A 19,393-nucleotide genomic window follows, 5' to 3' on the forward strand; every position below is an offset into this window, starting at 1 on the left:
CTCGGAGGAAGAAGACATGACTATGACGTCGCTTGACCCCCAAGCAGCACCCGCACCGGTGCACGGTACGGCCAAGATGGTGCGGTGGATCAACGGGCTGACGGCGCTGGCTCTGATCGTGGCCGTCGTCGTGCTCGCCCTCACCGACCAGAGCGCCGACATGGGTACGGTCCTCGGGATCGGCGGGGCGGCGCGTGCCGCGCAACGGACCACGCACATCAGCATCCGTGTCCGGCGTTCGCCGACCTGTACGGCAAGGATTTCCCCCTGTGCCCGCACCCGCCGCACATCGGCGCCTGACTGTCTGTGAGCCGTCGTCCTCGGCAGTGATGGTGCGACGGGATCAGCTGCTGGGCCCCGTAGGCCAGCTTCAGCTGGTGGTGAGCCGGACCGCTATTGGGCAGGACTCACGAGTGGCCGGCGCGACGTCGAGGTCGGCTGTGCCAAGGTGCAGGCTCAACACGTCCAGACTCCTGCCGCCGAGCAGTTGGCGCGTCGCCTCCGCTACGGCGAGGCAGGCGGCAATCACGCCGACGAAGGCAGCGCCGACTGCGGTCCCGGCGAGTTGGACCGCGCCGCACGCGTCACGGCGGGACAGGTCATCGAAAGCGTGGTTGCGCGGCAGCACGACGCTGTCGGCCGGTGGGTCGGCCCAGGCGGTCACCTGGTCGCTAGGGCGTGCCGCGGGAAAGCGGCGGAGCTGGATGGCGTTGAAGTCGGCCGGGCCTGCGCCGAGTCCGGCGTCGATGGCTAGTCTCCAGCCGACGGCGCTGATCATGCGTCGGGTCGGCAGGTTGTCCACGCCGAGGAGAGCGACGTGGGTGTCGTTCGGGGGGACGCGGGTGTTCTGCTGAAGGCGCTGCTCGACGATGTGGGTGTCGAAGCCGAGTGCGTCGAGGCAGGCGGCGACCAGGCGGGTCTTGCGGACCTGGGCGGGTTGGCGGGGGGTCAGCATGCCAGTGCTGTGGTTGGCGTCGACGGCCTTGTCCACGTCCTGGAGCAGGATGGAGACCCCACTGGGACTGGGGTAGGGCAGCCAGGACAGGGCCCAGGCATTGGCTTGTCCGAGATGGCCGAGTCCGATCAGCCACCATGCGGCTGGCACATGGGTCAGGGGTGGTCCCTCATTGCCTTCTCCGGCTGGGGACCACAGGTTGAGGCTGATGGGGCGGTGGCCGACGTCGCTGCCGGGACGGGCCTGCACGGCGCCGAACGCCTCATGGACACCGAGGGCGGCCGCGCAGAGCGCGGCCAGCACGTTCCCGGCATCGCTCACATCCTCTTCCTGAGTGTCCGCGCCGGCTGCCGTTCCCGCAGCCGGCCGCACTGAGGCAGTCCACCTGTTCCAGCCCACGTGCAGCACGACCGCACGAGTGGACAGGCTCAGGGAGAGAGCGGGGAGCGGTGTGCCCAGGAGCACCACCGGCCAGTGCGCTGGAACGTCCCGCAGGTTCGTCGCCAGGGTGCCGCCTTCCGCGGCCACGACATCGGCGACGGTGCGCCCGCGGTGCGGGCCGGCCGTCATCACGCCGTCGCCGTCCGCCACCACCGTGGTGTTGCCGAAGGCCCGCACGGCCGTGGCGATCGCGGTGCACAGTGCAGCCTGGTACGCAACATGCAGGCCAGACTGAGACCCGGCGACGATCACAACGCCGGTGTCGGCGTGGGCGTGGAGCGCGGCTTCGAGCGTCGGATGCGTCCCGTCGTGCACGCCCAGCAGGGCGGTGCGGTGGACGATATCTTTGCTGGGGACGTTCACGTGTTCCTCCGAAGGCGCTTCCAGCCCGCGGCCAGATGGTGGAGCAGGGCCCGTTGAAGACGGTGGCGGCCGTGCTCGCGGATACGGACGAGGGCCGCGGACTGCGGCCCGAAGGAGGACGACCAGCCCCCGTTCTCCCGTACATGCACGCCCAAGGCCGTGGGGTCGGTGACACCGCTGGCGAAGCGGGGGGCGATGAGCGCCACGTGGCCGTCGAGTGCGACCATCGGGTTGGCGGCGTCGGTGCGGCTTTGGACCACGCGGGCGGAGGGGTGGGTGTGGATGTCGCCGACGACGCGCAGTCGGTCGCGGCGGCAGCGGGCGGCCAGCGCGGTGTACCCGTCGGCGCGGAAGGTGATGGCGCCGGTGAGGCAGCCCGGGTCGAGGTCGTCGTAGTAGGCGATCGCGGTCACCGGCTGGGGGAGGCAGTCCGCAGGGTGGTCACGAGCCGTGAGCAGGAACGCCCCCGACTCACGCCGGCCCGCCCCGCGGCGTGCAAGCTCGCGGATCATGCTCCGGAACAGGGAGGCGTCGAAGACCAGCCGCGCGTCCGTCACGAGACGCCGCCTGACGGCAGGCGGGCTTCGGACAGCATGCGGTGCATTTCCTCCAGATAGAACACGATGGTTTTGCTGGAGTCCCAGGCCCGCGCCGGTGATTCGGTGGCCCACTGGCCGTGTGTCGCCAGGCCGACCCGGTCGCATGGCAGGTAGGGGGCGTTCCCGTTGCCGGGCGACCAGTCCGGGCGGAAGACCTCGGGGTTGCGGCCCGTGACGGGCCAGCGGTCGACCGGCAGGGGCGCATCGGCCACCAGGTCCCACGGCTGCCCGGCGGGCGCGGCGGCCGGATAGTTCTGTACGTCGAGGCGTATCCCGCACTCCGCGCCACCACCGACAGCGATGGCAACCGTCATCGTCGGCCAGGCGATGCTGACGATGCGCCAGAGCCCGGCGTCGATCCCGGCGTCAACTGCCGCATCCTGAAGATCGCGCAGTAGCCCTGCCTTGCACGGGTCGACGCCCGGCTCCGTGGCGCTGGTCATCCCTGGGACCTGCCGGCGTGGACCAGGTCGAGCGCCACCGCGCACGAGCCGGCCGGGACGATCGAGCCGACCGGGTCGGTCAGCCGCAGGTCCGTGGTGGTACCCGGCAGGCGCAGCACCAGGTCGGCCGCGTCGGCGGACGGGATTCCGAAGGCCTCGACTGCCTCCTTGCGTACCTGCCGCACCCGGGTGGCCGGGTGCGCCTGCACGACCTTCTCCGTGCCGGCGTAGGCGACGGTGACCTCGATCCGGTGGCACTTGTGGACGACGACGTGGCCCGGCTGCTCTCCGAACAGCTCGGCCACCGTCAGCTGTGCGTCCAGCTCCGTTTCGTCGCCGACGCGGTAGGCCTTCGCGTCGGCCTCGATCATCACCACGTCGGCGAGCCGGGCCGTCGCCTCGACCTCCCGGGTCTCCGCGCCGCCCTGGCCGCCCTTGTAGGTGTGGACCCTCATGACCTGCACCTTTCTCCAGAAATAGCGGCCAGGAGAAAGATCAAGGCCGCATCTGGAAGCGATCATACCGCAAAAAGTCGCGAGACCGGTAAAGATATCGAGAGTCAAGGAGAGTGTGGGGCGGCTTGGATGACGTACCGGCGACGGGATACGTTGATACGGTGTTCTTGACGATCCCCGACGCTGACCTCAGCGAGGTGCTCACCTCGCAGACCCTGCTCCTCAAGGTCTGGCCAGACGCCGCCCGAGAGGTCATGGTGCTGCTGCAACTCCTCAGGTCGGCGATGCCCACGCTCGCCGACGCCCTCGCCATCGGGCTGATCGCCATGGCCGCACCGACATCGATGTCCCGCATCGAACTGAGTCACCGGCGGGCCGCGCTCACGGCCACAGGCTGTCGCACCGACGGCAGCACGGTGGAGGCTCCGCACTCCCACCTCACCGAGATCACTCGCCTCGAGGTACACGATGTCCGCGCCGAAGGGCGCTCGGGCTTGTGGGTGCAGTCATGAGCGACACCGCGAAGGAGTTCCAGCCCAATTGGGGAGTCCACCCCGGCGAGATCCTCGGCGCCCTCCTCGACGAGCGGGGGATGCGGCAAGTTGAGCTTGCACAGCGCACGGGACTGTCTGCAAAACACGTCAACCAGATCGTCAAGCAGACGATCGGGATCAGCCCGGACGTCTCCATTCTCCTCGAGCGCGCGCTCGAGGTCCCTGCCTCCACCTGGATCAACCTCGACACGCAGTACCAGGCATTCGAAAGTCGGCGCCGTGCCGAAGCAACGCTCGGCGAATACGGCACCTGGGCCAGCCGGTTCGACACCGCCACCCTGCGTCGTCACGGGATCATCGATGCCGCAGACACCGGCATCACGCGCGCAGAGAAGATCCTCAAGCTCTTCCAGGTCGCCACGCCCGACGCCTTCACCCAGACATGGCTACGACCGTCGGTGTCCTTCCGCCGCAGCCAGGCATTCACCATCAGCGAGCCCAACACCGCACTATGGCTGCGCCTGGTCGAGCGCTCCGCACGCGATGTCTCCGTCGAACCGTTCAACGCCAGAAAACTGCGTGCTGTCGCCAAGACGATCCCGACCATGACCACCATGACCGTGCCCAATGGATTCGTCGCGGCGCGCGCCGCCCTCGCCGAGGCCGGCGTCGCCCTCACATTCGTGCGCGAGGTCCCAGGCACGCGCGTGTGTGCAGCCACATGGTGGATCGACGGCGACCGCCCGGCCATCGGCATCACGGAACGCCAGCGGCGCCACGACACCTTCTGGTTCAACCTCCTGCACGAGATCGGACACATCGTGCGGCACCCCCGCCGCACCAGCTTCCTCGACCTAGAGGGAGGAGGCGCCGCCGATGAGACCGAAGCCGAAGCCAACGACTTCGCGGTCGACCTGCTGTTCCCCGGTGACACCAGCAACTTGATCGCCCGCGCAACATCCCACCGCGAAATGATCATCATCGCTGCGCGGCTCGGCATCGGAGTCCCGATGGTCGCCGGACGTCACGGGAACCTGACCGACAACTGGAGACTGGTCAGCCGGCTGCGTGACTCGATCTCAGACGAAGACATCAGCGCGTTGGAGACCATTGCCAAAGAGGCCACCGTATAGGGCGTTCGCGGCAGCGCCAGTCCTGCAAGCCGAGGCGAAACCGTCGAGAGCGGGGGGCTCACGTAGAGCCGAGCCAACAGTCAGGTGACAGCTGAGGGGCCGGGCGGCCCGGTAGGCATCGACCTCGGCGTCCCTGAGAGGACAGACCCCCACATGTGTGGGGAGAGGCTCTCCGCAAGGTCATCGCCCGCGAGGTGAACGACAGACCCCCACGTGTATGGGGAAGTCCCTTGACAGCCTTGGCATTTGAAGATCAGCCGGGCGCTGCTTGCCTCACTTTACCTGGGCTGGATGTGCTGTGGGACGAACTTCTGCTGAGAGGGCTGCGAGGCTGTAGTCCCGCCTGGTCCGGCGCCGCTGCAACGAGCACGATGTGGTGGCTGTCCTGGTCAGCCCCAGCAGCGCGTACAACGAGGTGCGTCGGCGCTGCGCACCTCGTTGGCTCGTCAGGCGGCCGGGAGGGCGACGCGGGCCCAGACGGTCTTGCCCGGGGCCTGGCCGTCGGTGGTCCAGCCCCAGGTGCTGCTGAGGGCTTTGACGATGGGCAGTCCGCGATGGCGCTCGCCCAGCGGTGGGGGAGGGGCGAGGACAGGGCGGCGCCGACTGGGATCACGCACGATGCACAGCAGCGTCTGCGGGCGCAGGGCCAGGCCCAGCCATACCGCGCCCTGCGTACTGTCGCGTGCGGAGGCCCGGCTTCGGCCGTGGCGGACGGCGTTGGCGACGAGTTCTGAAGCGATCTGAACGGCATCGTCGCTGATGTCGGCAAGGCTCCAGCGGAGCATGGCCTGCCGGGTGAACTGCCGGGCGATGTAGCAGCAGTTGGTCGTGGCCGGGATGCGGCGGGCGGTGAACGGAGTGCTGCCCAGTGCGGTGCGGACGGCCAGGTTCTCGGTGGACGCCGGCGGCTGGCCCAGGAAGAGGGACGGCTGTCTTCGGGGCTCGTGTGCGCAAGGCGCGATGTCTGGCAGAAAAGTCTCGTCGTGACCTGGCGTCATCGTCCGTCCCCCGGAACTGATGCCGTGCCGGGCACGGCGTGCCGTCTTGACCGTCACTATCGCGGCCCGCTCGTCGTTCTTGCAAGCGAGGGGCTGCAATTGCAGAGCCCGTGTATTCGTACGTGTGAACGGTCATTCGCTTTGCGGAACGGGCTGGCCCCGGACCGTTTCAGAAAGGCACGGTGAGGCATGGCACAGGTGGACAACGGCGTCAGCGCGGACACGCTGGACGGCGCGCAGTGGCGTAAGAGCGGGCGCAGCGGAGGCAACGGCAACTGCGTGGAGATGGCCGTCCTGGCAGGCGGCGCCGTCGCAGTGCGCAACTCGAGGTTCCCCACAGGGCCTGCCCTCATTTACACCCGCGAGGAGATCGAGGCTTTCCTCGGAGGGGTCAGGGACGGCGATTTTGATTTCGCGGTCAAGTAACTGCAGGTAGAGGCATGGCCAATTCCTGACGTGGCCGCAAGCCGGCTGCCATACTCGCCTCCTCAGTCGCAGGAACAGGAGCACCTCGTATGGCAGCCGCGCGGAAGCCGCCGTCGATCCTCGGATTTCCGCACCGCCCGGAGTGGGGGCCGGCCGCCCACCGCAAGGCGCTCGCCGGACACTTGCGGCGCTGCCGGGACCACGCCGGCCTCCAACCCCGCCAGGCCGCCCGCTGCATCAACGCCTCCGAGTCGACCATCAGCCGTATGGAGAACGGCCTGTCCGCACTCAAACCGGAGGAGGTCGAGTACCTGTTCGACGCCTACGGTGTGGACGATCCCCGGGAACGGCACCGGATCGCCGACCTCCTTGAGGAAGCAGCCAAACCCGACGTCTGGCAGCCCTACGCCCAGTCCGTTCCGGCACTCCTGCGTCCGCTGCTCGCCATGGAGCCGGCCGCCCAGCGCATCATCTCCTACGAGCCCCAACTGGTGCCCGGCTGGCTGCAGACCGAGGAATACGCCGAGATCGTGATGCGGGCCGCCCACCCCACCATGCTGGCCCGCCAGATCGCAGAACGCGTGGCGCTGCGCGTGCAGCGCATCGAGATGCTGCGCCGTGAGACGACACCGCCGGTCCTGCTGGCCGTCATGGACTCCGAAGTGTTCCGTCGTCAGGTCGGCACGCCGGGGGTGATGTACCGGCAGATCCAGCACCTCCTCGCGCTGCTGGAAGAGCTTCCCTACCGCCTGCGCCTGCAGATCGCCCCGCTGAGCGTGGGCGCCGCGGGCGCCATCGGGCATCCGATCGTGCACCTGCGGTTCTTCGCATCCGACTACCTGCCCGACATGGTGTACCTCGAGCAGTACGAGGGAGCGACCTACCGGGAAAAGCCCGCGGAGTCCGAGCGCTATCTGGCCGTGCTGAACAACCTGTGCGGCGTGGCCAGCCCGCCCGCGCAGAGCCCTTCGCTGCTGACAGCGGCACTGGCCGCATGGCGCTGAGCACCGTCGCGGCAGCGGGCGTCAGCCGCGTACGAAGCCGACGCCTCCGTACTCCTCCCACTCCCAGGTGAGCTGGGCAGGCACATCGTCCTGCCCGGGCCGCCACGCGGACACTTCCACCAGGCCGGGCTCCACCAGATCCAGCGGAGCGCAGAACGCGGCCACGTCCGCCTTCTCCCGCACTCGCCCCCAATGACCCTGGGTCTGCACGTCCATGAGGCGGGTGACGACGTCCCGCACCTGAGCGGAGTCGCTGACCAGCTGGCACACCACCATCATGCTGCCGGCCGGCAGCCGATCGGCGACCTGGGCGATCAGCCGGGCTGGCTGGGAGCTGTCCGGGAGGCAGTGAAGGACCGATACGAACAGCGCCGCCACCGGCTCAGTGGGGTCGATGAGCCTGTCCACCGGCTCACTGCTGAAGATCGCGTCGGTGTCCCGCATGTCCGCCTGCAGCACGGCAGTGTTCTCGTTACTCTCCAGCAGCAGCCCGCCGATCCTGCGGACAATGGGGTCGTTGTCGATGTAGACCACCCGGCTGTCCGGGTCCACCCTTTGTGCCACCTCATGGACATTGTCCTGGGTCGGCAGGCCGGAGCCGTGGTCGATGAACTGGCGGATGCCATACTCGGCCGCCAGCACATGCACCACACGCCGCAAGAACTGCCGGTTGTTCAGCGCGAGTTCCCGCATGCTCGGCACATGATGGAGCAGTTCGTCGCAGGCCGCCCGGTCCGCGGGATAGTTGTCCCGCCCTCCCAGCAGATGGTCGTACATGCGCGCCACGCTCGGAACCGTGACATCCACCCCGTACGGCAACACCCGCGCCCCCTCCCGCTTCGGGGCGCCCCGACAACGCACCCGGTGGGTGACAGAGTGTAGCGGCGATGGTGCAGCGGTTCGGCGTGAACGAAACCCCTCATCACTCGAGCGAGGCACGCAGCAACAGGCCTGACACCTGCTCAGGCGGCACCCCGGTCACCTCGGCGATGCGCTCACAACTCAGGTCCATCTGCCGGCTCAGCACCTGCACATCGTCGCGCAGCTCTCGTGCCGTCGGGCCGCCGTCTGGGCAGGCGGCCTGCACACCGCGTGCGCGATCAATGTGGTCGTGAAGAATGCGCCAGGCTACCGCGGCCGGAGCGGCGCTGCCGAGGATCGCAGTCCAGGCCACCGCCAGCTCGGTGAAAGCCGCGGTGACCGCCACCTGCGCGGGGCCGCTCCTGCCAAGACACAAGGCGGCGAACTGCAAATAGGGCTCGTAGTGGCCTTCGCGGAAGGCGGCATAGGACGCCAGCGCCGCCCGCTCGGCCCGCAACTGCCCGGCAGCGGGAGGAGTTCGGCCGCCTGACGCATGGATAGCGCCCGCCGGGAACGCGGCACCTGCCACGGCGGAATGTGCGCTCATGGCACCTGCCCCGGCAGGGCAATGTGGACCGTGCCCTCCGGCAGGCGGGGATCGTCGCACATCAAGAACGTGTAGTGCACCGCCTCCCACAACGGCTGGAAGTCCACCGGACGCCCGCCCAGGGCATGGACGAGGGCGGCCAGGACCTCCCATTCGGGAACGTCGACGCCCGCCAGCACCCGGCGCGCGGTTGCGGCATCGACCGCGCGGGCCGTCAGCAGCTCGATCCGCTGCGGCGAGGGTGACTTCGCCGCCAGGTACAGTCCGCGCACCGCCGCGTGCAACTGCGCGAGGGCCTGGGGGACGGGCTGCCGCGCCGGAGCCGTGAGCCCGTGGGCCGCCTCGAACAGCACACGCAGCTCCGCCGGATCGGAGCCGAACAACCTCGCCAGCGAACACACCAGGTCCCAGGTCGGCAGGCGGTCACCCGACAGGACACGCGAGATGAACGACGGCGACAGCATGGTGGAGTTGGCCACCTCGCGGATGGTCAGCCCGCTGGCCGCCTGCAGTTGCGCCAGCGCCGAAGCCAACTGGTCCGCCGGGGAAGTCCCCTCGCCGCCGGCCTCGGCACTCTCACCCTCCACCAGATCCGCGGCCCGGGCCGTACCCGTTCCACGCCAGCGCGCCGGAGCAGCCTGTTTCTCGTTGGCATGCAGATCCATCATCCGCGCCACCCGCTCGGGCCCCCAGCGCGCCCGCGCCGTCTCCGGCGCGACATGAGCGGCCCTGGCCACGTCTTCCCATTTCTCACCGCGGTGCCGGGCATCTTGCACCGCACCCGCGATATAAATTTCCAGCTCCCGCCGGATCGCCTCGGCCCGCTCCAGCAGCGAGCCCAGCTCCTCCTCCCGCATCTCGCTGTCCAGCAGCTGCTGCGCCAGCCGGCGCACCTCGGCGGCCACCGCCGCACCCAACGGAGCCTGCTGGTCCGCACGCTTAGCCCGGTGTCCCTGCCGGTGCCGCTGAGCACGCCGACGGCAACCGGGGCCGCAGTACTTGCGGCGACGGCCGGCACCCGCCGTCTGCACCAGCGGGCCGTTGCATGTCGCGCATGTATCAGCCTGCGACGTTCCAGTCGCCACGTACGTCTTCCTCTCTGCTTCTGAATTTTTCTGCAGGCCGCACAGCGTTGCGCCCACGCGGGGCAACGCCACCGCCGGGGGGACGGACCGGCGCACACAGTGCACCGGTCCGTCCCGTGAGGCAGCCTCAGTCCAGCCGGGCCCACAGAAAATCGATCCGTGACCCGCGCCCCGCGGCCGCGGCGATGGCGGCGAACGCCACGCACGCCTCAGCAGGCCACGCGTCGGCGGACGGCAGGACGAAGGACAGAATCAGCACGACGACCGGGCCCAGGCTCACCGTGACAAGGAGGGCACGCAGACGTGCGCGGAAACCGGCTGCATTGCTAGCGTCCGCGTGCGTCCCGGACACCACGGTGCCCTGGACGACATTGGAGGCAGTCATCTTTCTCCTCAAGGAATTGACGGCTGTTCAAAATGCGGAGGGGCCCTGGTCCGTTGGTAGCCAGCCTTGAGCCGGGGCCCACCTTCGGCGTGACCCTAGCGTTCTGGCGATCCGTTCGGCTATCGGAGTGAGTCACTTACGGGTAAGTGGCCGCATTACCGTGCGAAAAAATCTGCGGAAGCGCGCATTCCAGCAGCCATCAACCCTGATTATTTCAGAATCCGACAACACCTGAAAGAAAGTGAGCATCCCTGAAAGGGAATGACTCTGATACAGGGTGCGCCGTCGCGTGAAAAACCAGAACGCCGCACTCCGGCGCACACGAGACTCTGGCTCGCGCCCGGCGACTGCGCATAGAAGCAACCCGCTCCCCGAATCCGTGACCGGACCCGAGGGGGGGTGCCTGCGGGGAGCTGGCTGCCCGCAGGAAGTACAGAAGACCGAAGCTTTTGCCTCGCGCGCTCTGTCACCGGAGCGAGCTGATCGCCCTGACAGAAACCGTCATCGATCATGCACCTGCCCCGACCCGCCCTGTGTGCGGGGCCGGCAATCGAGAGCCGGTCCCGGGCGGTGGAGCTGACAACAGATCCCACGTATCTGGGGGAGACGGCAGCCTGGGCGAGAACGGTGATGCGCTGCAGAGCAGACCCCCACTCGTGTGGGGAAGACGCGGCCATGCGTGAGCAGGGCGACCTGCCGGCGGACAGACCCCCACGCGTGTGGGGAAGACACTTAGCGACCTGGTCTTTTGAAGATCAGCAGGTCGGCTTTTGCTCACTTTACCTCGGTCGGACGTACGTAAGGCTGGCTTGGCGGCGGTCATTTTTAGCAGGGCGGCCGGGCCAGCCTGGGCAGTCGTTGGCGGAGCGTTGCTGAAGACTGCGGCAGGATGGTGTCAACGGGGCGGCTGTGGACGGTGGTTGGAGCGCGGGGGAAGTTGTGGGAGTGCGGGAGGACGCCCGGTCCGGCGGGCTTGACCAGACGCCGTGGGGCAAGTTCGACCAAGGTCAGCGGGCGGTGTACGCACTGCTGTTTCACCTTCTGGACACTGCGGCGATCGCCGGAGAGGTGTGGGACCGGTTTTTGACGCGTGGTCAACGAAGGCTGATCACGCGCGGACTCGGGATGAGCACGGCACAGGCCCGCTGCCTGGTGATGTTCATGGCAGGCCTGCACGACCTGGGCAAACTTTCGGCTTTCCAGCAGCAGGAGGCGCATCCCTGGGCGCGGATCAGCGAGGCACTGCGCGCCGACACCTGCAACTGGCAGCGCATGCCACACGAGCGGGCCTCCATGCACAGCGTGCTTCAGCTGCTGACCGAGGTCGGATACCGGGCCGACACCTCGGACAGTCCCGGGGTGCGGTTCGCGCAGATCCTGGGCGGCCATCACGGCCGTTTCCTGCAACTCGACCTCGACGGCGCGGCCAGCACCGAACGCGTCAACCGCGCGCTGGGCGGTCCGCTCTGGCAGGACCTGCGACGCCGCTACTTCGCCCTGCTGCGGCACCTGACCGGGGCCACCACGGTGCCGCACCGGGTCTCGATACCGGCCGCTGTGCTGATCACCGGGGTCGGAGTGATCGCTGACCGTCTGGCGAGCCAGGGCCACTACTGGCTGCCCAAGGCGCGCGCCCCGCTCTTCGCCCCGGTTGAGCACTACGCTCAGGCCGTCAAGGAGGCCCCCGGCGTGCTCGACGCCTCGGGTCTGGCCCGCATCTCGCTGCCCACTACATCCTTCGCCCAGGCCCATCGCGGTGTCACACATCCGAACGACCTGCAGGCCTCCCTGATCAGGCAGTTGGCTACCGTGATGGGAGACAAGGGGCCGGGCATCGTGGTGGTCACCGATGCCACCGGCGGTGGGAAGACCGTCGCCGCGCTGGAAGCCGCCCGCGTCTTCAACGCCGGCGGTGACACGGCCGGCGTCGCCTGGCTGCTGCCGACGACCGCCACCGCGGACGCCGCCTACGACGTGCTCGAGGCCTACGTGGCCGCACACCGACCCGAGCACGCCCCCGTCTCGCTCGTGCACAGCTCCGACTGGCGCAACAGCGCCTACAGCGACCACCGTCTGGCCGCCCACGCACCGTCCACCACCGACGAGTTCTGGACCGAAGACCTAGACGCGATCCAGGACCAGGACGCGAGGGCGGAGCAGCGGCCTGAGGAGCGGGTGACCGTGCCGGACGGCTGGCTGCGCGGCTGGGACCGGGCGCTGCTGGCCCAGTTCACCGTCGCCACCGTCGACCAGGCCCTCATGGCCGCGCTCCCGGTCCGCTTCAGCATGCTGCGCCAGCTGGCGCTGTCCGGCCGGACCATCGTCGTCGACGAGGTGCACGCCCTGACCCCGTTCATGCAGCGCCTGCTGGGCCGCCTGCTGAACTGGCTGGGCGCGCTGGGCTGCCCCGTCGTCCTGCTGTCTGCCACCCTCCCGGCCCGCACCTGCAACGAGATGGTGCGCAGTTACCTCGCCGGAGCAGGAAACTCCCGCAAGCAGCTGGCTGAGCGCGACTTCGCGCCCCCTTATCCGGGCTGGCTGTTTGCCGCGGCCGCCGACGCCACCGTGACCCGCATCGACCCGCTGGTGGCCGTGGCGCACGCCCAGCGCTTTCGCCGCAGCGCCGACATCCGCCTGCACCCCGTGCGCCACGACACGCACACCGACCCCGACGGCAGCCCCGCCCGCGAGAGCCGGCTCGAGCGCATCGTCGCCGAGATCACTCCCGTCGTCGAGAGCGGCGGCTGTGCCGCCGTCGTGTGCGCGACCGTGGCCGACAGCCAGCGCACGTACCAGCACTTGCGCGACAGCCTCCCCTGGCCTCGTGGAGCGGACGACGCACTGGTGCTGCTGCACGCCCGCCTGCCCGGCCACCGGCGCGAGGACCTCACCCGCCGTCTGCGCAGCCGTCTGGGACGCACCGGGCAACGCCCCGAGCGCCTGATCGTGGTGACCACCAGCCTGCTCGACATGAGCCTCGACATCGACGTCGACGTGATGGTCAGCGACCTCGCCGCCCTGCACACCCTCCTGCAACGCCTGGGCCGCCTCTGGCGCTTCGAGCACCTGCGAGCCGCTGGCACCCGCAGACCCGCCTGGGTGCGCCGGCGTCCGCGGCCCCTGCTGAGTGTCCTGCAGACAACCGACCACGAGGGCAACACCCTCCTGCCGGCCGCCTGGCGCACTCTGGAAGAGCCCTTCCTGCCGTATGCCACCGCCGACTTCCTGGCCCGTCGACCGGATTCCACCCTGGCCATCACGCTGCCCGACGACGTTCACCGCCTCGTCGAAACGGTGCACGGCGACGCCGAAGAACTCGCCCGCACCTCACCCACCCTCGAACACCGCTACCGCGCCTATCAGACCCGGCTCCGCGTCGAGGAACACCGCAGCGATCTGCACCTCATCCCCACCCCGCTGCACACCCTGTCGCTGTCCGACCTGTACCGCGAGCGCCTCCACGCCCGCGACGCCGCGACCCGTCTGGGCGTCATGCCCCGCCGCCTGCTGCCCCTGTACCGCACCCCGTCCGGCCGCCTGGCCCTTGACGAGGTCGGCACCCAACTGCTGAACCTGGACCGCAAACCGGCCCTCGCGCAGATCCGCACGATCCTCCAGCACACCCTGCCCGTCCCCGCGGCCTGGGTCGCCGACCTGCGCCCGGAACACCACGCCCCGACGGCCTGGCGCGAGCACGCCCTGCTTGCCGACCTCGTCCTGCTCCCGCATTCCGCCGATCTGCCCCGCCAGAGCGTGGCCTTCGGCCGCCACAGCCTGCACGTCGACCCCGTGCTCGGCCTGGTCCACGCCACCAATTAGACAACACCGCTGCGCGCGGGGCATGCCACGGAAGGCGAGCGCCGGCCGACGTAAATGATCTGGACTCCAGGGTGACGAAAAACCGGTGGACCAGCCGGTAATCAAACGATGAACCGCATGGTCAATAGTTCTCCGATCAGTGGCTAATATGGAAATGCGACGACAGGGCGCACAGCAGAACCAGTCGCTGCGCCTCTTCCCCTGCGCTGCCGCACGGCTGAGCACTGCACCCCTCCTTGGGCTCCGCCGTCGGCACATCCGGCTCCTCCGGCACGGCCAGACCTCGGCCGTCACTCGCAGCCGGGCAGGTTCGCGGGAATCTCCGGCATCAGGAAGCCGCTTGATTCCTCACTCTTCCCCTGCCCGGCATCTGGAGTTCCCCCGTGCCTGCGCCGTCATATCCAATAGACAAAGAACCCTGCATTCCCGTCCTATTTCTCGACGGACGCCACCAATACCTCGGACTGCGTGAACTGCTGCTGCACGCCCACGACATCGAGGACCTGGCCCTGCCCCTGCCGCCCGCGGCGTCCGGGCTGCTCCGGGTGCTGACCGCGATCGTCGCCCGGATCACCGAACTGGACGACCCTGAGATGAGCGCGGGGGCCTGGGCGGCCTGCCGCCGGGCGCTGCTGGAACAGCCCCACGGGTTCGACGCGGACGCGATCCACGCCTACTTCGACCGCTATACCTGGGACTTGTTCGATCCGGTGCGGCCCTTCCTGCAAGACCCCCGGCTGAGGACCCAGTGCACGGCCAGGGCAGGCGTCAACAAGCTTGTCTTCGGCCGACCGGAAGGCAACAACTTGGCCTGGCTGAGCCCGCACACGGACACCAGCCCGCACCCCGTGCCCACCGAGCAGGCTCTGTGGCATCTGCTCATCCACCACTACTACGGAGGTGCCGGCACCTGCTCCGTACGCACCGTCGCAGGCCGCTCCCTCAGCAAGGCCAAGTCCGGGCCGCTGCGCTCGAGCGTCTCCTTCCACCCGCTGGGCCGCACCCTGTACGAGACGCTCCTGGCCCATCTGCCCAAACCCGCAGACCACTGGCCCGAAGCGGCCGACCGGTGCCCGTGGGAGGAGCCCGAACTGCCCGACCCGCTGGCACCACCATCCCCGGTCACCTGGCCGGGCCAGCTGCTCACCGGCCGCTCGAACCACGCCCTGTTACTGATTCCTTCCGCCGACGGCAGACAGGTCACCGACGCCTACGTGACCACCGCACGTGACACCAAGCTCCCTGCCCTGGACCCGTATCTGATTCACGAGGCCACCGCCCGTGGCACCGGTGAACGCATCCCGCGCGAGGCGGACGCCGACAAAGCCCTGTGGCGGGACCTCGACGCGCTGTGCCTCGCCGGTGACGAAGACGCCGCCGTCCAGCGCCCCGATGCGTTCACCACCCTCAACGACCTGCCGGCCGGCCTGCGCGCCCAACTCCGCGTCCGCGTGCACGGCTTCGACCAGGAAGGCTGGACCCGCAACCGCACCTGGTACACGGCCCTGACCCCGCCGATCTGGCCCTGGACGCAGGAGCACGACCCAGGCATGGCCGAGCGGATCGCCGAATGCCGCACAGCAGCCGAGGCGGTCGGCGCGCTGCTGGAAGAAGTCTCCAAAGACGCCTGGCGCACCATCACCACGCCCTCCGGCGGCTCCCGCCCCGCTCGCGCCCCCAAACGGCTGCCCCTGTGGACCAAACACACCAGCACCTCCTACTGGCCGCGCGCCGAGCGCGTCTTCTGGCACCTGCTGGACCATCCCGAACCTGACGCGCGGACCGCGTTCGCCACCGAGGCCGTTGCCGTCCTGCGCGAAGTCACCCGCCCCGTCGTCGCCCGGCACTTCCCGGCCGCCCGCGCCGTCGCCCAAGCCGTCTCCACCCTGCTGGGTGCGCCGCGCCCCCGCCGCCGCAGCGCCCGCTGATCCCGCCGCCCCTCGAGGCTGCCCCAACGCCCGCTTCCCCGATCAAGGAAGACACCGTGCCCACCCTCACCACCGCGCAGCGCCGCGCCCACTACGACACCTTCGTCAACGAAGTGATCGACGTGTGCGCCGTCAACGGCGCCCGCGCCGCCCTTGCGTCGGGCCGCGGACGCCCCGTCGAGGAATGCGCCCGGATGAAGCCCTACCTGGTCGCCCGCATCGGCTCCTTCGGCGCACGGCGCGCCCACTACACCGTCGCGAGCCTGATCGCAGCCCAGCGCCACCTCGCGCACGAAGACGGCCCCTACGCACCGGAAACACCCTCGCCCACCGACAGCATCGAGGAGCCCGCCCGCCCCGGTTTTGGAACGGCCGGTGACGAGCAGATGGGCGACCGGCTGGGGGAGGGGGCCGGGGGAAAGCCGACGTCGCCGTGGGCGGGCCGTGCGTGGCGGGCCCGGCCGAATCTGGGCACCACCCTGGCCCTTGCCGTGATCCGGCACGGATTCAAGCAGTCCCGCATGGACGACCGCCTTCGCGTCCTCACCCGGCTGCCCACCCCCATGCTCCACCCCCGGCTGTGGACGCTCACCTCCCACCTCGCCAGCCGCGACGCCGCCCGCCTCGACTTCGCCGTCCTCCTCGACGACCTCGCCTGGTGGGACGAGGACCGGCTGCACACCGCCGACCGCTGGAGCGAGTCCTACTTCCGCACCCTCGACCGTCTCGCCCCCCAGGAGAACTGACATGGCCGCCTATGCGCCCGCCCGCTACATCGACCTGCACGCCCTGCAACCGATACCCGCCTCCCTGCTCAACCGGGGCGAGGACGACGATCCCAAGACGATGCTGCTGGGCGGTGCCGTCCGCGCGATGGTCTCCTCGCAGGCCTGGAAGCGGGCCATGCGCATGATGATGGAGGAGGACCTCGACGAGCACGCCGCCCGCACCCGCATGCTGCCCCTGCGCGTGGCCGACGCCCTGCGCGCCGACGGCTGGCCCGAAGAACTGGCTGCCTTCACCGGCGCCCAAATCGCCCGCTCGGCCAGCCGGGAGGGCCTGAAGACCGAAGAAGACCAGGGCGGCATCACCTCCGCCCTGCTCTACCTGCCGCGCAGCATCCTCACCGAGCTGGTCGAGCTGTGCCAGGAACACCGCTCCGACCTGGAAGAGGCCCGCGCCGAAGCCGCCGCCGCGGCTGACCGCCCCGCGCCGAAAGGCAGGAACCAGAAGACCCCCACCGTGCCCGCCGTCCTGCCCACCCGGACGGTTGCCGCACTGATCAAGCGGCGCACGGCGACCATCAACCTGTTCGGCCGCATGCTCGCCGAGATTCCCGACGCCCACGTGGACGGCGCCGTGCAGGTCGCCCACGCCTTCACCGTCCACCAAAGCGACGCCCAGCCCGACTACTTCACCGCGGTCGAGGACTGGGGCGACCCGCACGGCGCCGGCAGCGCGCACCTGCAGACCGCCTTCTTCACCACCGGTGTCCTGTACCGCTACGCCACCGTCAACCTGACCGAACTCACCCGCAACACAGGCGATCACGACCAGGCGCTGCGCCTGCTGACCCTGTTCGCCGAGACGTTCATCGAGTCCCTGCCCCAGGCCAAGAAGACCTCCACCGCCCCCCACACCCTGCCCCACCTGGTCCACTACGCCGTCCGCGACCGCCGCCCGGTCTCCTACGCCGCCGCCTTCGAACAGCCCGTCCGCCACGCTCCCGGCGGCGGCCACACCCTGCCGGCCGTCGCCGCGCTCTCCCGGCACGCCGCCGCAATCAACCGGCTCCTGGGCGAGCGCCGCCGCATCGCCCACGGCTACGCCAGCTTCCAGGAGACCCCCGTCGACGACCTCGGCACCCTGCACCCCTCCTACGAGGACCTGACCGAAGCCCTCACCCAGGCCGCAGCCCTGCCCTCACCCGCACCGGCAGTCGTATGAACGGGCTCCTGCTGCGGCTGTCCGCCCCGCTCATGTCGTTCGGGGAACACGCCGCCTTCCACTACCGCGACACGCTCTACTTCCCCACCCGCTCCGCGCTCATCGGGATGTTCGCCGCCGCCGACGGCCGTACGCGTGAGGAAGCACTGGCCCCGGACCCGGCCACCGGCACCATCCCCTACAGCGAGCTGCGCTTCACCGTCCGCATCGACCGGCCAGGCCACCGCCACACCGACTACCACACCGTCGGCGGCGGCCGCGCTCACAAACAAGGCCTGCGCACCAGCAGCGGCAACTACCGCAGCCAGAAGGCGTCCACTCTCATCAGCCACCGCGTCTACCTGGCCGACGCCGTCTTCATCGTCGCCGTCCACGGCCCCGACCCCCTCCTGGAAAAGATCGCCAGCCGGCTGGAGCAGCCCGCCTTCGCCCCCTACCTGGGGCGCCGCGCCTGTATCCCTGACGAACCCCTCGTCCTCGGCGGTCCCTATCCCGACCCGGTGCGGGAACTGCGCGCCCGCGTCCCGCTCAGCCTGCCCGCCCCGCCCCACCCCGAACAGGACACCGTGCCGGTCGACTTCGTCTGGGACCGCCCGCCCGAGCACCTTCCCGCCGCACTCGCCCACCGTGAAGTCGCCGACGTTCCCGTCGACTTCACCCCGGCACACCGCTTCCACCACGCCCGCCGCATCTGGCACACCACCGAACCACTGCCCGCCACCTTGTACGCCGCCCCGCCCGCCCTCCACGCCCTGACCGCCTACCACCTGCAGCAGGACACCCCGCGATGAGCATCCCGACCGCCCCCGGCACCAGCACTGGCACTGGCACTGGCATCGCAACTCTGGTCCGTATCAGCCTCAACGTCCACAGCCCCCAGGTCCGACGCGACCTGGCCCGCCCGGACAGCCTCCACAAGACGGTCATGACGCTGGCCCCCGCAGGCCTGGGCGACAGCCACCGGCAGGAGGCCGGACTGCTCTTCCGCCTGGACCAGGCCACCCGCCACGCGCCGCCCACCTTGCTGGTCCAGTCCCAGCTGCCGCCCGACCTCGCCGACCTGTCCCCCGCCTACGGTCAGACAGAAACCCGCGACCTGACCCCGATGCTGGCGGCCCTGACCGCCGGCCGGCGCGTGCGCTACCGCATCACCGCCAACGCCGTCGTCCGCCGCAAAGCCGCCGACAACCCAGACCGCCGCACGGACGAGCCGCTGCACGGCGACGCCGCCCTCCTGTGGTGGCACCGTAAAGCCGCCTACGCAGGACTCGCCCTGGACAGCGCCGCCCTCACCCCGATGAGCCGATCCCGCCACCCCATCAGCAAGGAGCACGGCAGCGACGGGAAAACAGCCCACTTCCGCTACGCGCTGACCCGCTTCGACGGCCAGGCCACCATCATCGAGCCCGACCTGCTGCGCCACGCCGTACTCGCCGGCATCGGCCGCGCCAAGTCCCACGGCGCCGGACTGCTCTCCCTCGCCCCGGCCTGACCCCCCAGCCGCTCCTGC

Annotated in this window: 20 protein-coding genes; 11 read left to right on the forward strand and 9 right to left on the reverse strand. The window is 69.7% G+C overall.

Features of this window, described 5'->3' with window-relative positions:
• Positions 1-22: 22 nt before the first annotated feature.
• Complete coding sequence (locus ACIHIX_RS39330; protein WP_399965027.1) at positions 23-310, forward strand: hypothetical protein; 288 nt, start codon at positions 23-25, stop codon at positions 308-310.
• Between the two features lie 60 nt (positions 311-370).
• Here ACIHIX_RS39330 and ACIHIX_RS39335 read toward each other — a convergent pair whose 3' ends face one another.
• From ACIHIX_RS39335 to ACIHIX_RS39350, 4 genes are read right to left on the reverse strand one after another with little or no spacing between them, the layout of a single operon-like run.
• On the reverse strand, positions 371-1,759 hold the full coding sequence (locus ACIHIX_RS39335) for a hypothetical protein (protein WP_399965029.1): 1,389 nt from the start codon (positions 1,757-1,759) through the stop codon (positions 371-373).
• Positions 1,756-2,316, reverse strand: a complete 561-nt coding sequence (locus ACIHIX_RS39340) for a hypothetical protein (RefSeq protein ID WP_399965031.1) — start codon at positions 2,314-2,316, stop codon at positions 1,756-1,758. Before ACIHIX_RS39340 ends, ACIHIX_RS39335 begins: the two co-directional genes overlap by 4 nt.
• Positions 2,313-2,801, reverse strand: coding sequence for a hypothetical protein (locus ACIHIX_RS39345; protein ID WP_399965032.1), 489 nt, complete (start codon positions 2,799-2,801; stop codon positions 2,313-2,315). Before ACIHIX_RS39345 ends, ACIHIX_RS39340 begins: the two co-directional genes overlap by 4 nt.
• Positions 2,798-3,256: a hypothetical protein gene (locus tag ACIHIX_RS39350; RefSeq protein WP_399965033.1), complete on the reverse strand. Its 459-nt coding sequence runs from the start codon at positions 3,254-3,256 to the stop codon at positions 2,798-2,800. The genes ACIHIX_RS39345 and ACIHIX_RS39350 overlap by 4 nt, the downstream gene beginning before the upstream one ends.
• A 161-nt stretch (positions 3,257-3,417) precedes the next feature.
• On the opposite strand from ACIHIX_RS39350, the gene ACIHIX_RS39355 reads away from it, so the two are divergent.
• Together ACIHIX_RS39355 and ACIHIX_RS39360 are read left to right on the forward strand one after the other, a co-directional pair.
• The gene (locus tag ACIHIX_RS39355; protein ID WP_399965035.1) at positions 3,418-3,768 is read left to right on the forward strand and encodes a hypothetical protein; all 351 of its coding nucleotides are present in this window, start codon (positions 3,418-3,420) and stop codon (positions 3,766-3,768) included.
• Positions 3,765-4,883 carry an ImmA/IrrE family metallo-endopeptidase gene (locus tag ACIHIX_RS39360; RefSeq protein ID WP_399965037.1) on the forward strand — a complete coding sequence of 373 codons (1,119 nt, stop codon included), beginning with the start codon at positions 3,765-3,767 and terminating at the stop codon, positions 4,881-4,883. The genes ACIHIX_RS39355 and ACIHIX_RS39360 overlap by 4 nt, the downstream gene beginning before the upstream one ends.
• Positions 4,884-5,329: 446 nt before the next feature.
• Here ACIHIX_RS39360 and ACIHIX_RS39365 read toward each other — a convergent pair whose 3' ends face one another.
• Positions 5,330-5,881, reverse strand: coding sequence for an ATP-binding protein (locus ACIHIX_RS39365; RefSeq protein ID WP_399965039.1), 552 nt, complete (start codon positions 5,879-5,881; stop codon positions 5,330-5,332).
• Between the two features lie 189 nt (positions 5,882-6,070).
• Here ACIHIX_RS39365 and ACIHIX_RS39370 point away from each other — a divergent pair, with 189 nt between their 5' ends.
• Together ACIHIX_RS39370 and ACIHIX_RS39375 are read left to right on the forward strand one after the other, a co-directional pair.
• Entirely contained in the window at positions 6,071-6,307 is a 237-nt protein-coding gene (locus ACIHIX_RS39370) for a DUF397 domain-containing protein (RefSeq protein WP_399965042.1), read from the forward strand.
• An 89-nt stretch (positions 6,308-6,396) separates the two neighbouring features.
• Positions 6,397-7,311: a helix-turn-helix domain-containing protein gene (locus ACIHIX_RS39375; protein WP_399965044.1), complete on the forward strand. Its 915-nt coding sequence runs from the start codon at positions 6,397-6,399 to the stop codon at positions 7,309-7,311.
• Between the two features lie 21 nt (positions 7,312-7,332).
• Here ACIHIX_RS39375 and ACIHIX_RS39380 read toward each other — a convergent pair whose 3' ends face one another.
• The 4 genes from ACIHIX_RS39380 to ACIHIX_RS39395 form a co-directional block, all read right to left on the reverse strand.
• Positions 7,333-8,172: an SAM-dependent methyltransferase gene (locus ACIHIX_RS39380; RefSeq protein WP_399965047.1), complete on the reverse strand. Its 840-nt coding sequence runs from the start codon at positions 8,170-8,172 to the stop codon at positions 7,333-7,335.
• Positions 8,173-8,233: 61 nt separating this feature from the next.
• A complete protein-coding gene (locus ACIHIX_RS39385) occupies positions 8,234-8,719 on the reverse strand; it encodes a hypothetical protein (protein ID WP_399965048.1) in 486 nt (161 codons plus the stop codon).
• Entirely contained in the window at positions 8,716-9,624 is a 909-nt protein-coding gene (locus tag ACIHIX_RS39390; protein ID WP_399965051.1) for a helix-turn-helix domain-containing protein, read from the reverse strand. Before ACIHIX_RS39390 ends, ACIHIX_RS39385 begins: the two co-directional genes overlap by 4 nt.
• A gap of 307 nt (positions 9,625-9,931) precedes the next feature.
• On the reverse strand, positions 9,932-10,189 hold the full coding sequence (locus tag ACIHIX_RS39395) for a hypothetical protein (RefSeq protein ID WP_399965053.1): 258 nt from the start codon (positions 10,187-10,189) through the stop codon (positions 9,932-9,934).
• Positions 10,190-11,134: 945 nt separating this feature from the next.
• On the opposite strand from ACIHIX_RS39395, the gene cas3 reads away from it, so the two are divergent.
• The 6 genes from cas3 (at position 11,135) to cas6e (ending at position 19,375) form a co-directional block, all read left to right on the forward strand.
• The gene (gene cas3, locus ACIHIX_RS39400) at positions 11,135-14,008 is read left to right on the forward strand and encodes a CRISPR-associated helicase Cas3' (RefSeq protein ID WP_399965056.1); all 2,874 of its coding nucleotides are present in this window, start codon (positions 11,135-11,137) and stop codon (positions 14,006-14,008) included.
• 383 nt (positions 14,009-14,391) lie between these two features.
• On the forward strand, positions 14,392-15,936 hold the full coding sequence (gene casA / locus ACIHIX_RS39405) for a type I-E CRISPR-associated protein Cse1/CasA (RefSeq protein WP_399965058.1): 1,545 nt from the start codon (positions 14,392-14,394) through the stop codon (positions 15,934-15,936).
• A 56-nt stretch (positions 15,937-15,992) separates the two neighbouring features.
• The gene (locus ACIHIX_RS39410) at positions 15,993-16,682 is read left to right on the forward strand and encodes a type I-E CRISPR-associated protein Cse2/CasB (protein WP_399965060.1); all 690 of its coding nucleotides are present in this window, start codon (positions 15,993-15,995) and stop codon (positions 16,680-16,682) included.
• 1 nt (position 16,683) lies between these two features.
• Positions 16,684-17,883 carry a type I-E CRISPR-associated protein Cas7/Cse4/CasC gene (gene cas7e, locus ACIHIX_RS39415; protein ID WP_399965062.1) on the forward strand — a complete coding sequence of 400 codons (1,200 nt, stop codon included), beginning with the start codon at positions 16,684-16,686 and terminating at the stop codon, positions 17,881-17,883.
• Positions 17,880-18,674: a type I-E CRISPR-associated protein Cas5/CasD gene (gene cas5e / locus ACIHIX_RS39420; RefSeq protein WP_399965064.1), complete on the forward strand. Its 795-nt coding sequence runs from the start codon at positions 17,880-17,882 to the stop codon at positions 18,672-18,674. Before cas7e ends, cas5e begins: the two co-directional genes overlap by 4 nt.
• Positions 18,671-19,375 (forward strand): type I-E CRISPR-associated protein Cas6/Cse3/CasE, encoded by a 705-nt coding sequence (gene cas6e, locus ACIHIX_RS39425; protein WP_399965066.1) that lies wholly within the window; start codon positions 18,671-18,673, stop codon positions 19,373-19,375. Before cas5e ends, cas6e begins: the two co-directional genes overlap by 4 nt.
• The last annotated feature ends 18 nt before the right edge of the window (positions 19,376-19,393 follow it).

Origin of the sequence: Streptomyces sp. NPDC051913, from assembly GCF_044593635.1 — a bacterium.
GTDB lineage: Bacteria > Actinomycetota > Actinomycetes > Streptomycetales > Streptomycetaceae > Streptomyces.